Here is a 13,742-nt window from a genome sequence, read left to right on the forward strand (position 1 = left end):
ACACTGTATATTTTATAATTTTCCTAAAGAAGGTTGAAGCAATGTACAGATTTTATACGCTTAATAAAAATAATATGAATGATTTTAAACTCCTTAATGAATGCAGGACTAATTTTAACAAACTTAATAAGGATTTTTTTTATCAATATCATAATTTAAATCAATTTCAACAGCTATTAATAAAAAAACAGGTAAAGTTATTAAAAAATGACTATAGATACATAGGATATATATGGACAGAAAACAAAGGAAATTCTAATTGTTTTATTAATTCTATGTATATAGCAGAAGATTCAAATACTTTTAAATGTTATAGACTACTATTAAATTCTATAAAATCTCATTCTATTATATCTTATAATTGTGAGAAAAATAATATAAATTATGATATTCTCATAAGATTGGGATTTAATAAAGTTAATGCATTGTTTGAAATGAAAATAATTTTAAATTCCATATTTCAAATCGAGTCATTAAATTATGTAAAATTTCATAAAGTTATTAGAGGAAGAGACGAACAATTAAGGTGTATTATACAAAATAATATATTTAATAGTGATAATAGAATTCCGTTAAAGGTCGAAGATATTTACTATGATGAAATGCAAGATTATTATTGCGAGGATGGAGCAATACTTATGAAAGTAAATAATATTTATATAGGATATGGACAAATTATTATGAAAGATAATTGCCCTTATGTAGTAAATTTTGGAGTAATAAAAGATTATCGCAACAGAGGCTATGGAAAAATGTTGCTAAAATATATTTTAAATATATTATATAAGAAAGGGAAAAAGTTAGTTAAAATAAATGTAGATTCTGAAAATAAATCAGCTATTAAATTGTATGAGAGTATTGGTTTTATAAATGATAAGGAAAGGTCTCATTGGGTATTAAGTAACAAAAAATAATACTTAAAACTAAAAAAGAGATATCTCTTTTTTAGTTTTAAGTATTATTTTATTTCAAATAAGTTTTCTTTTGGAATATAGCTAGATTTAAGGTTTATTATGTTCTCAGATTGAAATTTAGAAAAATAACTTCTATCATAAATACAATTCATTTGAAAATTAAAACTACTTTCATTAGGCTGTTTTTTTTCTTTTATATCATACATAAAATCCCTCCTTGTTAGTATTATTTGCATAAATCAACTTTATAATCATTTTTAAAATCTCCAAAAAGAATATAAAAGTTCTTTAAAAATAAGTTTAAATTATATATAATTAATAAATGTATAATATTAAGTTGTAAACTAAAGCAAAGTTTATAGAAAGGAAAGGAATTTCATGACTAATTTAAATCAAAAATATTATATAGATACTTGGGGTTGCCAAATGAACGAAGAGGATTCTGAAAAGATATCAGGCCTTTTAAAAGGAACAGGATATAAAAGAACAAATATAAAAGAGGAAGCAGATATAATCATATTTAATACATGCTGTGTTAGAGAAAATGCAGAGCAAAAGGTATATGGACATTTAGGTTCTTTAAAAGCTTTAAAAAGAAAGAAACCAAATCTTATAATAGTAGTTACTGGATGCATGATGCAGCAAAAGGGTATGCCAGATAAAGTTATTAAAAAATTTCCGTATATAGATATTATTGCAGGTAGCTATAACTCTTATAAGCTTCCTGAATATATTGAAAGAGTAAAAACAGAAGGAAAATCTATCATTGAAGTATGGAATAAAGAAAAAGGCATTGTTGAAGGATTACCAGTTGATAGAATGAGCAATGTCAAAGCTTTTGTAACAATCATGTATGGATGCAATAATTTTTGTTCTTATTGCATAGTTCCTTATGTAAGAGGAAGAGAAAGAAGTAGAGAACCTGAAAACATTATTAATGAAATAAAAGACTTAGTATCTAAAGGATATAAGGAAATCACTTTATTAGGTCAAAATGTAAATTCATATGGAAAAGGACTAGAACCAGAAATTGATTTTGCAGAGCTTTTAAAAAGGGTTAATAAAATAGAAGGGCTTGAAAGAATAAGATTTATGACTTCTCATCCAAAAGATGTTTCAGATAGATTAATAAGTGCTATGGCAGAATGTGAAAAGGTATGCGAACATGGTCATTTTGCACTACAATCTGGTTCAAGCAGGATTCTAGAAAAGATGAATAGAAAATATACAAGAGAGCAGTATTTAGAATTAGTTAAGAAACTAAGGAAGGCTATGCCTGATATAGCTATAACTACCGATATTATTGTTGGATTTCCAGGAGAAACAGAAGAAGACTTTAATGATACATTAAGTATTGTTAAAGAGATAGAATTTGATTCTGTATTTACTTTTATATACTCTCAAAGAGAAGGTACTCCAGCAGCAAATCATGAAGATCAGATTCCAGAAGACGTAAAACACGAAAGATTTAATAGGTTAGTTAAGGTAGTTAACGATATTCTTGCTAAGAAAAATAAGGAGTATGAAGGTAAAATTGTAGAAGTTTTGGTGGAAGGACCTAGCAAAAATGATGAAACTAAACTTATGGGTCGAACAAGAACTAATAAACTTGTAAATTTTGAAGGTAACAATGATATTATTGGAAAATTAGTTAAAGTTAAAATTATTAAGGCACAATCATTTTCATTAATAGGTGAAATAGTATAGAAAGCTCTCTAGAGAGCTTTCTATACTATTTATGTTATATTTATCTTATTACAAGGAGGGAATATATATGGCTCTTACTCCGATGATGCAACAATATTTAGAGATTAAAGAAAAAAATAAAGACTGCATCTTATTTTTTAGGTTAGGAGACTTTTATGAAATGTTTTTTGAAGATGCAGAAATTGCAGCAAGAGAACTTGAATTAGTTTTAACAGGTAGAGATTGTGGTTTAGAAAAAAGAGCCCCTATGTGCGGTATACCATATCATTCAGCTAATTCATATATAAATCGACTTATAAATAAAGGATATAAAGTAGCTATATGCGAACAATTAGAAAATCCTTCTGAAGCTAAAGGAATTGTAAAAAGAGATGTCATAAAAATAATAACTCCTGGTACATATTCTGATTCTACATTTTTAGAAGAGACAAAGAATAATTATATTATGAGTTTATATATAGAAAATGAACTAGTCTCTATGGCTTTCGCTGATATATCTACTGGAGACTTTGAGTGTACATATAGTAATTATAATGTCTCTATAGTTTTAGATGAGATATCAAAGTTTATGCCAAGTGAAATCATAATTACAGATAGCGTGGAAGATAACTTAATAAATTCCATAAATGAACGTTTTCAGCTTACACTAACTATAAAATCAGATGAATATTTTAAAACTAATTCTATAGAAAATCTAAAAAATCAATTTCCTAATTTTAATCCTAATAATTATGAGGACATTGTTATTAATGTATGTAATGGTTTATTAAGCTATATAATGGAAACTCAAAAAATATCTTTACTTCATATAAATAATATAGAGTACTATAATTTAGTCGACTATCTAATTATGGATATTAACTCTAGAAGGAACTTAGAACTTACCGAAACTTTAACAGATAAGTCTAAAAAAGGCTCACTACTATGGGTCATTGATAAGACTGTTACCGCTATGGGTGCAAGACTTCTTAGAAAATGGTTAGAACAGCCTCTAATTAATAAAGAGCAAATAGAAAACAGATTAGATTCGGTAAGTGAGATAATGTCTAATCAGAATTTATACGATGAATTAAAAAGTTGTTTAAAAGATGTTTATGATATTGAGCGATTAGTAGGTAAGATTTCTTCTAAAAATGTAAATGCAAAAGAACTTTTGACTTTAAAAAATTCTATTCAAAAATTACCATATATAAAAAGCGTATTATCAAATAGTGAAAGCTTTATATTAAAAAATATATATAATAATTTAGATTGTCTTGAAGATGTGTATACTCTTTTAGATAGCGCTATATTAGAAAATCCATCTTTATCCTTAAAAGAAGGTGGAATAATAAAGAACGGATATAATAAAACTATTGATGAATTAAGAAGTGCAAAGTCACATGGTAAACAGTGGATAGCATCTCTTGAAGAACAAGAAAGAAATGTAACTGGAATTAAGTCTTTAAAAATAGGATATAACAAAGTGTTTGGTTACTATATAGAAATAACGAAATCTAATTTAAATTTAGTTCCAGAAAACAGATATATAAGAAAACAAACTTTAGCTAATTGCGAAAGATATATCACCCCAGAATTAAAGGAAGTAGAAGATAAAATATTAGGAGCTCAAGATAAATTAATTGAATTAGAATATAATATATTTGTTGAAATAAGAGAAACAATAGAAAAACACATTAATAGAATGAAAAAAAGTGCTAAAATGATTTCTGAAATAGATTGTTTATGTTCTCTTGCTACAGTTGCACTTGAAAATAATTATTGCCGACCTGAAATTTTAGAAATAGGAGCTTTACATATAGAAGAAGGCAGACATCCTGTAGTAGAAAAAATGATTCCTCATAACACTTTTGTAGCTAATGATACATATATAGATAATGAAAATCAGCAGTTAATATTAATAACAGGTCCTAATATGGCTGGAAAATCTACATATATGCGACAAGTTGCTTTAATAAATATACTTGCTCAGATAGGAAGTTTTGTTCCAGCCAAAAAAGCTTCAATTGCTATTTGTGATAAAATATTTACAAGAATAGGAGCTTCTGATGATTTAGCAAGAGGTAAAAGCACATTTATGGTTGAGATGTGTGAGGTTGCCAATATATTAAATAATGCTACAAATAAAAGTCTTATTTTATTAGATGAAGTAGGGCGTGGTACCAGTACTTATGATGGACTTAGTATAGCATGGTCAGTTATAGAGTATATCTGTACTAATAATAGATTAAAAAGTAAGACTCTATTTGCAACTCACTATCATGAACTTATATCATTAGAGGGAAGAATTAAAGGAGTAAAAAACTATTCTATAGCAGTAAAAAAACTTGATAATAACATAGTTTTTCTTCGGAAAATCACTGAGGGTGGAGCAGATGAATCTTATGGAATTGAAGTAGCAAAACTTGCCGGTATTCCTGAAGAAGTTATTTCAAGGGCTAAATCTATATTATCTAATTTAGAAAGAAAAGAAAATAGAGAAAAAGACTATAAAAACACAAATACAGATAATTCAGTATTAAAAGAAGTATCTGTTTCTAACTTTGAAGAAATCAGTGTAAACAATGCAACAGATATAAAAAACAATACAAAGCAAGTGGAATTCATAGATATAGAAAAAGATAATCTATTAAAAGAAATTCAATCGATAGATATTTTAAATATGACACCTATGGAAGGTTTCAATAAATTATATAAATTAATTACTAAAGCAAAGTTACTACTTGACTAAAGGGAGGTGACATATTTGAAGAGAATTCATGTGCTTGATGAGGATATTTCTAATAAGATAGCTGCAGGAGAAGTTGTAGAAAGACCAGCTTCAGTGGTAAAAGAATTGATTGAAAATAGTATTGATGCAGAAGCAAAAAATATAATAATAGAAGTTAATAATGATAATGATGACCAAAAAATAAAAATATCAGATGATGGAATCGGTATTCATTATGATGATATAGAAAAAGCTTTCCTTCCACATGGAACTAGTAAAATATTAAAAATAGATGATTTACACTCTATTAATACATTTGGTTTTAGAGGTGAAGCTTTACCAAGTATTTCTGCAGTTTCTAAAGTAAGCTTGAAAAGTAGAAGTAAAGATAATGAATATGGAAGAGAAATTTATATATCTGGTGGAAATGTTGAGTATATAAAAGATGTTGGATGTAGTATTGGAACTTCTATTGAAGTATCTAATTTATTTTTTAATGTTCCTGCAAGAAAAAAGTTTTTAAAAAGCAAGCAAAGAGAAACCAGCCTAATATCTAATATCGTAAATAGATTAGCATTAGCAAACTATGATGTATCATTTAAATACTATATTAACGGAAAAAAATCTCTTATAACATTTCCTTCAAAAGATGTTAAAGATACTATAAGATCAGTTTATGGTAAAAATATATATAATAATATAATTGGCTTTGAAAAACATTCAGATATTGCATCTATATATGGATATATAGGTAGTTCTGAAATAAGCAGAGGAAGTAGAAATAATCAAAGTATTTTTGTAAATAAAAGATATATAAAAAGTGCCTTAATTACTTCGGCCGTAGAAAATGCTTTTAAATCTTTTTTGACAATCAATAAGTTTCCGTTCTTTGTCTTATTCTTGGAAATTTATCCTGAGCTAGTAGATGTTAATGTTCATCCTGCTAAAGCAGAAGTAAAATTCCAAGAAGAAAAATTGATATATAAGCTAGTGTTTGAAGGAGTCCATGAAGCTCTTGCTAAGTTTATGAAAAACTCATTTGAAATTACTGATAATCATGTTTCAATAAGTAATGAGGAGGACAATTCGATTGTGCAACTTCCTATAGATTTAAAAGAGAAAAATATTTTTACATCATACCCTTCAAAACGTGAAGAAGTTGAACTTAATAATCTATTTCTCGAAAATTCAAACACTAATAATGATGTAAAATATGAAAACATGTACGGAAATGATAGAGTACTAGAAGATAATAAATATACAATTAATGATGCAGTTAAAAATAATAAAAGTACTAAAACAAATGAGCCAAAATTTCCATATTTAAATATAATAGGCCAATTTAATAACACATACATTTTAGCTCAAGAATCGAATAATTTTTACATTATAGATCAACATGCTGCTCATGAAAAAATTCTATTTGAAAAATTTAAAAATCAAATTGAAAATAGTGAAGTTATATCTCAGATTTTAATTACTCCTATAATTGTAGAATTAAGTAGTTATGATTATGTATACTATACAGAAAACATGGAAATATTTAATAGAAGTGGATTCTTTATCGAAGACTTCGGGGATAACACAATAAGTATAAGGGAGGCTCCTATGCTTCTTGGCAAAGCAAGTGTAGAGGAATTCTTTTTAGAAATTTTAGATAATTTAAAAAATATGGGTTCAGGAAAGACTACAGAAGTAAATTATAATATAATTGCTTCTCTTGCATGTAAAGCTGCTATCAAAGCAAATCATCCATTAACAAGTAAAGAAATGAATGCATTAATTGAAGAATTAAGATATATAAAAGAACCATTTAATTGTCCTCATGGTAGACCAACCATTGTGAAAATATCATTAACTGATATAGAAAAAATGTTTAAAAGAATACAATAAAAAGCATGGGCATATTAATTAAAGGAGAGATTAAATGAATAAGGATTTATTTATTCTAGCAGGACCTACGGCAGTTGGAAAAACTGCAATTTCTATAGAGTTAGCTAAAAGGTTAAATGGAGAAATAATATCTGCAGATTCCATGCAAATATATAAATATATGAATATAGGTTCAGCTAAAATTAAAGAAACTGAAAAACAAGGAATACAACATCATTTAATAGATTTTCTTGATCCTCAGCAAGAATTCAGTGTTGCAGAATTTAAAAAGAAAGCTACAGATGCTATAAATCAAATCTATGAAAAGCACAAGCTTCCTATGGTAGTTGGAGGAACTGGTTTTTATATTAATTCATTAATATTTAACTATGATTTTGCAAATACACATAAAGATGAAAGCTATAGAGAATATTTGAAACTTCTTGCAGAAGAAAAAGGAAAAGAGTATGTTCATAATTTGCTTAAAGAGGTTGATAAGGAATCTTATAAAAGACTTTATCCTAATGATCTAAAAAGAGTAATTAGAGCATTAGAAGTTTATAAACTTACAGGAAAAACAATTTCTCAGTATAATATGGAACAGGATATATATAATATTCCGTACAATGTACATTATTTTGTCCTAACTATGAATCGAAATAAGTTATATGAAAGAATTAATAAAAGAGTAGATATGATGATTGATGAAGGTCTAATAGAAGAAGTAAAAAAGCTTAAAGATATGGGATGTGTTCCTAATATGCAATCAATGAAAGGAATAGGGTATAAAGAGATCCTTTGTTATCTTGATGGTAAAATGACATTAGAAGAAAGCATAGAAGCTATAAAAAAGAACAGCAGAAACTATGCAAAAAGACAGTTAACTTGGTTTAGAAAAGATAAAAGAGCAATTTGGATAGATAAGGATAATTATAATAGTGATATGGAGGTAGTTATGGATATAATAAAAAAATTCACTTCGAGTATAACATAAATCTGAAAATTTCATTTTTAATAGAATAATTGTTGGAGGTAATATCATGAGTAAGCCAGTTAATAACTTACAGGATTTATTTTTAAATAATGCTAGAAAAAATAAGATACCAGTTGTCATATATTTAACTAACGGATTCCAACTTAAAGGCAATGTTAAAGGGTTTGATAATTTTACAATAATTTTAGATAATGACGGTAAACAAATGATGATATATAAACACGCAGTTTCTACAATAGTGCCTGCAAAGCCAATATTATTCAATCAAAAAGATAATGCTTAAAAATAGGCATGTATTTGCCTATTTTTTTTATGTATGCTAATATATTTATTGGCTACTAACTGTAGTTTATCATATTATAAAAGTGAGGGTTTATATATGATTAAAAAGATGAAAGAGTTTTTAATTAGCAAGTACGGCATAAATAATAAAGTACTAGCCTTATATGAACATGCTATAAATGATGTAAAAGATGAATTTGATATTCTAGATGATATAAGAGAATTTAATCAAGCAAAAGTGTTAAATGCATTCCAAGAAGAGAGAATTAGCGAATCTCATTTTACTAATTCTAGCGGTTATGGATACGGAGATATAGGAAGAGATTCATTGGACAAGGTGTATGCAAGAGTTTTTAATTGTGAAAGCGCTCTTGTAAGACCTCACTTTGTAAATGGAACTCATGCATTAGGAGCAGCTCTATTTGGGAATTTAAGGCCTAATGATACAATGTTATCAGTTTGCGGCGAGCCTTATGACACTCTTCATGGCATAATAGGAATAGATGGGACAGATGGAATGGGTTCTTTAAAAGAATTTGGAGTAGATTATAAGCAATTAAATTTAACTGCTCAAAACAAACCTGATTTTAAAAGTATAGAAAAAGCTTTGTTATCAGATGAAAGTATAAAATTAGTTCATATTCAAAGATCAACTGGCTATGGATGGAGAAAGGCTTTAACCATAGAGGATATACGAAAAATTATAAACTGTGCAAAACAAATTAGAAATGATATAATTTGCTTTGTAGACAATTGTTATGGCGAATTTATAGATACTTTAGAACCTACAGATGTTGGAGCTGATCTAATAGCTGGATCGTTAATTAAAAATATAGGAGGAGGTATAGCTCCTACAGGTGGTTATATAGCGGGAAAAAAAGAATATGTAGAAAAAGCTGCATATAGATTAACAGTTCCTGGAATAGGAGGAGAGTGCGGATCTACTTTTGGTGTTGTACGTTCTATGTATCAAGGATTATTTCTCGCTCCTCATATAACTATAGAAGCCTTAAAAGGTGCTATATTTTGCTCAAGGTTAATGGAGCTTGCTGGTTTTGATGTGCTTCCTAAATTTAATGATAAGCGAAGCGATATAATTCAAGCTATAAAGTTTAATGACAAAGAAAAGCTAATTCAATTCTGCAAAGGAATTCAAGCTGGTTCACCTGTAGATTCTTTTGTAGAATGTGAACCATGGGATATGCCAGGTTATACAGACCAGGTTATAATGGCGGCAGGAGCTTTTATACAAGGATCATCAATTGAATTATCAGCGGATGCACCAATTAGGGAGCCTTATATAGCATATCTTCAAGGAGGACTTACCTTTGATCATGCTAAAATAGGTATTCTCATAGCCTTAAGTAGAATTATAGAATAAAATAACTGCAAGTAGATAAATTAAAAGTTATCTGCTTGCAGTTATTTTAATATCTTCTAAATAATCCAACTAATTTTCCGATAATCTTACAATTCTCTACGATTATTGGAGCCATCGATTTATTTTCGGGTTGAAGTCTGATAAAATTCTTTTCTTTAAAAAATCTTTTAAGTGTAGCTTCATTATCGATTAGAGCAACTACTATATCACCGTTTTGTGCATAGTCAGTTTTTTCTATGATGGCTAAATCTCCATCTAAAATTCCAGCTTCAATCATACTTTCTCCTGTAACAGAAAGCATAAATAATTCTCTATTACTTGGCATAAAATTCAAGGACATTGGAAAGGTATCTTCAATATTTTCCACGGCCAATATAGGTGTACCAGCAGGCACTTTTCCTATTATAGGTATGTTTACTATTTCTTTTTTTATCATAGGTTCTTTAAGTATTTCTATAGCTCTTGGTTTTGTAGAATCTCTTCTAATGAGACCTTTTTTCTCTAATCTTTCAAGATGACCATGTACAGTTGATGTTGAACTCAAGCCTACGCCTTTACATATTTCTCTAACTGAAGGGGGATAACCTTTCTCTAATATTTGTTTTTTAATAAATTCATATATTTCAGTTTGCTTATCTTTTCTCATTTCACCCATTCAAAACACTCCTTATTTTATATTCTAAATTATAACATAAATTTTGGATAATATCAAACAAATGTTCTATAATTATTGATTGTGCTAAAACCATCTGATATAATACAATAGATAGGAGAGGTGATACAAATGGTTAAAACTTGTGTGTTTGAGTCTAATAAAGTATGTAACAATTGCGGAGAGTGTAATATATGCGATTTAGATTCGAATAAATTGTGTAATAACTGCGGTAAGTGTTTACAGTTAGAAGGGTATGATGTTAAAGCTATAGACATTGATGAGATAATAGATGATCTATCTGAAGTTAATGAATATGATACATGTGAAGAAAAAATAGAAGATATAAATATAGATATAGATAGCTTAAAACTGTTAAATAGAGATTTAAAAGATTCTGATATCAGTTTGGAATATATAGATGACGTGGATGGTTTAAATGATTTATTAGATAACATAGATAATAGTGATGAAGTAATAAAAGAAGTTTTTCCTGGATTATTAATAGTAAATAAAAAAACCAAAAAGTAGTAAAAACGAAAAGTTTTTCTTTTTTAATGATATTTTTGAAAAGAAAAACTTTTCGTTTTTATTTACTCTTCGCTTAAAGGGTTTAAATTGACAGCTTGCCTTAGAGTCTCATCATCTACATGAGTATATATCTGCGTTGTAGATACATTTTCATGGCCTAGTATCTTCTGAAGACTACGAATATCTACATTTCCGTACTTATACATTAAGGTTGCGGCAGTATGTCTTAACTTATGAGGAGAGTATTTTTGATAATCAAGACCCGCTTTAGAAATATACTTTTTAACTAACAATTCAACACTTCTTTTATTTATTCTTCTATTATTTCTACTTATAAATAGAGCATCCTTATCTTTCTCGTCTAGCTTATTATTTTTTCTTAAGCGAATAGGAAGATAATTATGTAAAGCCTTTAAACAAGCAGCATTCAAATATACAGTTCTTTCTTTGTTACCTTTACCTATAATAGTCAGGGTATCTGCTTTTATTTTTGAAATATCTATACTACATAATTCAGAAAGCCTCAACCCGCAGTTGAGAAATAGGGTGATTATACAATAATCCCTTTCTTTATTTTCTCCATCTATACATGACAATAAAAGCTTACTCTCATCTAAAGATAAGTATATAGGGTTTCTTTTATTTATTTTTGGAGTTTCTAGCTCTAAAGCCGGATTCTCTTCAATAATTTTTGCCTTATTATATAAATATTTAAAAAAAGATTTTAAAGAAGCGACTTTGCGAGCACGAGCATAACTACCATTGTTTCTATAATTTTCTGTAAAGGATATAAAAGCATAAAGATCGGATAATTTAATTTTTTTTATTAATTTTTCGTCTATATCATTTATAGGGATTTGTTCAAAATCTATATCATCTTTGACATATCCTCTATAAAGCTTTATAAATTTAAAAAACATAGAGAGATCATACTTATATCCGTTAATTGTATTTTTAGATTTTCCTTTAATGGTATTAAGATAGTTTAAAAATTCATTTAAACATTCTGGTAATGTTGGATCAAATACATTTGATAAACTATAATTCATTATGCCCTCCTTTTTCACCACACCAACTTCGCTAAATATACATTTAGCGAAGTTGGTGTGGTAGTACTAAAATCAGATTTTATTATATTATACAATAGAACTAGCACTACTTGTAATACTTACTAATTCAAATTTAAATTTTATCTTAAATAAATCCATATAAAAATATATGGATTTATTTAAGATAAAATTATACATTTATCGTTACATTAATATCTATTTGATCTTTATATTTTTTGATGATCGGAGTTACTGTATTAGTTATAAATTCTTCAACTTGATTAGCAGCTCTTCCTATAAAATTTTCAGGACTTATTATGGAACGTATTTCTTCTTCGCTCATATAAAAAGAGTTATCATTCACTATTCTTTCTATCAAATCATTGTCAAGACCTTCTTCTTTAACCATTTTAGCCGCTTGCATAGACAGGGTTCTTATTTTTTCATGAAGTTCTTGTCTATCCCCACCTCTTTTTACAGCCTCCATTAATATATTTTCTGTAACCATAAAAGGAAACTCTTTATTTATGTGGGATTGAATCACTTTCTCATAAACAACCATGCCTTTTGATATATTAATATATAAATTTAACACTCCATCTAATGCCAAAAAACATTCAGAAATAGCTAACCTTTTATTAGCCGAATCATCCAAAGTCCTCTCGAACCATTGTGTTGCTGCAGTTATTGCTGGATTTAAAGAATTTATAATTACAAATCTACTTAATGCACTAATTCTTTCAGATCTCATGGGATTTCTTTTATAAGCCATAGCAGATGAACCCACCTGTTTTTCTTCGAACGGTTCTTCCATTTCTTTCATACTTTGCAAAATTCTCAAATCATTGCTAAACTTATAAGCACTTTGAGCTATTTCAGAAAGCGTATTTAATATAATCGAATCTACCTTTCTAGGATAAGTTTGACCTGTGACTTCATAAGTTGAATCAAATCCCATTTTATGAGCTATTAAGTAATCAAGTTTCTTTACTAAAGATTCGTCATTGTTAAATAATTTCATGAAACTTGCTTGAGTTCCAGTAGTCCCTTTAGCACCTCTTAATCTTAATTTGCTTATGACAAATTCCAAATTCTCCAGATCTAAAATTAAATCTTGTATCCAAAGCGTAGCTCTTTTACCTACAGTGGTTAACTGAGCAGGTTGTAGATGAGTAAAAGCTAATGTAGGAAGACTTTTATACCTTATAGCAAAATCAGATAAATTTTCTATTATCTTAATAATTTTATTTCGTACAATTATAAGAGCGTCTCTCATAATTATTAAATCCGTATTATCCCCTACAAAGCAACTTGTTGCCCCTAAATGTATTATACCTTTAGCTTTAGGACATTGTAATCCATACGCATACACATGACTCATTACATCATGTCTTATTTCTTTCTCTTTTTTTTCTGCATCATCATAATTTATATTTTCTACATTTGATTTCAATTCTTCTATTTGTTCCTGAGAAATGTTTAAACCTAATTCTTTTTCACTTTCAGCTAAAGCTACCCAAAGTTTTCTCCATGTTTTATATTTCATATCATCAGAGAACAAATAGGACATTTCAGGAGAAGCATACCTACTGTTTAATGGAGAATTATAACTATCTCTTTTCATACAAAAACCTCCGTAACAAATATTAT

General features: G+C 27.9%; 12 protein-coding genes. 8 read left to right on the forward strand and 4 right to left on the reverse strand.

The features are described 5' to 3' along the window. Positions 1-41: 41 nt before the first annotated feature. Positions 42-914, forward strand: coding sequence for a GNAT family N-acetyltransferase (locus CPAL_RS03910; protein ID WP_061857421.1), 873 nt, complete (start codon positions 42-44; stop codon positions 912-914). A gap of 44 nt (positions 915-958) precedes the next feature. Here CPAL_RS03910 and CPAL_RS13835 read toward each other — a convergent pair whose 3' ends face one another. Further along, positions 959-1,120: a hypothetical protein gene (locus tag CPAL_RS13835; protein WP_165815344.1), complete on the reverse strand. Its 162-nt coding sequence runs from the start codon at positions 1,118-1,120 to the stop codon at positions 959-961. A gap of 172 nt (positions 1,121-1,292) precedes the next feature. Here CPAL_RS13835 and miaB point away from each other — a divergent pair, with 172 nt between their 5' ends. From miaB to CPAL_RS03940, 6 genes are all read left to right on the forward strand, one after another. Next, positions 1,293-2,621, forward strand: a complete 1,329-nt coding sequence (gene miaB / locus CPAL_RS03915; RefSeq protein WP_061857422.1) for a tRNA (N6-isopentenyl adenosine(37)-C2)-methylthiotransferase MiaB — start codon at positions 1,293-1,295, stop codon at positions 2,619-2,621. 67 nt (positions 2,622-2,688) lie between these two features. Next, positions 2,689-5,352 carry a DNA mismatch repair protein MutS gene (gene mutS, locus CPAL_RS03920; RefSeq protein WP_106024128.1) on the forward strand — a complete coding sequence of 888 codons (2,664 nt, stop codon included), beginning with the start codon at positions 2,689-2,691 and terminating at the stop codon, positions 5,350-5,352. Between the two features lie 15 nt (positions 5,353-5,367). Continuing rightward, positions 5,368-7,224 carry a DNA mismatch repair endonuclease MutL gene (gene mutL / locus CPAL_RS03925; RefSeq protein ID WP_106024129.1) on the forward strand — a complete coding sequence of 619 codons (1,857 nt, stop codon included), beginning with the start codon at positions 5,368-5,370 and terminating at the stop codon, positions 7,222-7,224. Between the two features lie 34 nt (positions 7,225-7,258). Continuing rightward, positions 7,259-8,197, forward strand: coding sequence for a tRNA (adenosine(37)-N6)-dimethylallyltransferase MiaA (miaA, locus tag CPAL_RS03930; protein WP_061857425.1), 939 nt, complete (start codon positions 7,259-7,261; stop codon positions 8,195-8,197). Positions 8,198-8,243: 46 nt separating this feature from the next. Further along, positions 8,244-8,480, forward strand: coding sequence for an RNA chaperone Hfq (gene hfq / locus CPAL_RS03935; protein ID WP_061857426.1), 237 nt, complete (start codon positions 8,244-8,246; stop codon positions 8,478-8,480). A 96-nt stretch (positions 8,481-8,576) separates the two neighbouring features. Next, a complete protein-coding gene (locus CPAL_RS03940) occupies positions 8,577-9,860 on the forward strand; it encodes a methionine gamma-lyase family protein (protein ID WP_061857427.1) in 1,284 nt (427 codons plus the stop codon). Positions 9,861-9,906: 46 nt separating this feature from the next. On the opposite strand, the gene lexA is transcribed toward CPAL_RS03940, so the two are convergent. Next, on the reverse strand, positions 9,907-10,515 hold the full coding sequence (lexA, locus tag CPAL_RS03945) for a transcriptional repressor LexA (RefSeq protein ID WP_061857428.1): 609 nt from the start codon (positions 10,513-10,515) through the stop codon (positions 9,907-9,909). Positions 10,516-10,644: 129 nt separating this feature from the next. On the opposite strand from lexA, the gene CPAL_RS03950 reads away from it, so the two are divergent. After that, positions 10,645-11,043 (forward strand): hypothetical protein, encoded by a 399-nt coding sequence (locus CPAL_RS03950; protein ID WP_061857429.1) that lies wholly within the window; start codon positions 10,645-10,647, stop codon positions 11,041-11,043. Between the two features lie 62 nt (positions 11,044-11,105). Here the strand turns inward: CPAL_RS03950 and CPAL_RS03955 are convergent, their stop codons facing one another. Both CPAL_RS03955 and purB read right to left on the reverse strand, forming a co-directional pair. Next, positions 11,106-12,092, reverse strand: coding sequence for a tyrosine recombinase XerC (locus CPAL_RS03955; RefSeq protein WP_061857430.1), 987 nt, complete (start codon positions 12,090-12,092; stop codon positions 11,106-11,108). Positions 12,093-12,282: 190 nt separating this feature from the next. Next, positions 12,283-13,716, reverse strand: a complete 1,434-nt coding sequence (purB, locus tag CPAL_RS03960; protein ID WP_061857431.1) for an adenylosuccinate lyase — start codon at positions 13,714-13,716, stop codon at positions 12,283-12,285. Positions 13,717-13,742 lie beyond the last annotated feature (26 nt).

Source organism: Clostridium thermopalmarium DSM 5974, assembly GCF_002995795.1.
GTDB classification, from domain to species: Bacteria; Bacillota; Clostridia; order Clostridiales; family Clostridiaceae; genus Clostridium_H; species Clostridium_H thermopalmarium.

Excerpts from the sequence above, each read along its gene's own strand:
- CPAL_RS03950 (WP_061857429.1), top strand. The coding sequence starts at position 10,645 with ATGGTTAAAACTTGTGTGTTTGAGTCTAATAAAGTATGTAACAATTGC.
- lexA (WP_061857428.1), bottom strand. The coding sequence starts at position 10,515 with ATGGGTGAAATGAGAAAAGATAAGCAAACTGAAATATATGAATTTATT.
- miaA (WP_061857425.1), top strand. The coding sequence starts at position 7,259 with ATGAATAAGGATTTATTTATTCTAGCAGGACCTACGGCAGTTGGAAAA.
- CPAL_RS13835 (WP_165815344.1), bottom strand. The coding sequence starts at position 1,120 with ATGTATGATATAAAAGAAAAAAAACAGCCTAATGAAAGTAGTTTTAAT.
- CPAL_RS03910 (WP_061857421.1), top strand. The coding sequence starts at position 42 with ATGTACAGATTTTATACGCTTAATAAAAATAATATGAATGATTTTAAA.
- mutS (WP_106024128.1), top strand. The coding sequence starts at position 2,689 with ATGGCTCTTACTCCGATGATGCAACAATATTTAGAGATTAAAGAAAAA.
- miaB (WP_061857422.1), top strand. The coding sequence starts at position 1,293 with ATGACTAATTTAAATCAAAAATATTATATAGATACTTGGGGTTGCCAA.
- purB (WP_061857431.1), bottom strand. The coding sequence starts at position 13,716 with ATGAAAAGAGATAGTTATAATTCTCCATTAAACAGTAGGTATGCTTCT.
- CPAL_RS03940 (WP_061857427.1), top strand. The coding sequence starts at position 8,577 with ATGATTAAAAAGATGAAAGAGTTTTTAATTAGCAAGTACGGCATAAAT.
- hfq (WP_061857426.1), top strand. The coding sequence starts at position 8,244 with ATGAGTAAGCCAGTTAATAACTTACAGGATTTATTTTTAAATAATGCT.
- CPAL_RS03955 (WP_061857430.1), bottom strand. The coding sequence starts at position 12,092 with ATGAATTATAGTTTATCAAATGTATTTGATCCAACATTACCAGAATGT.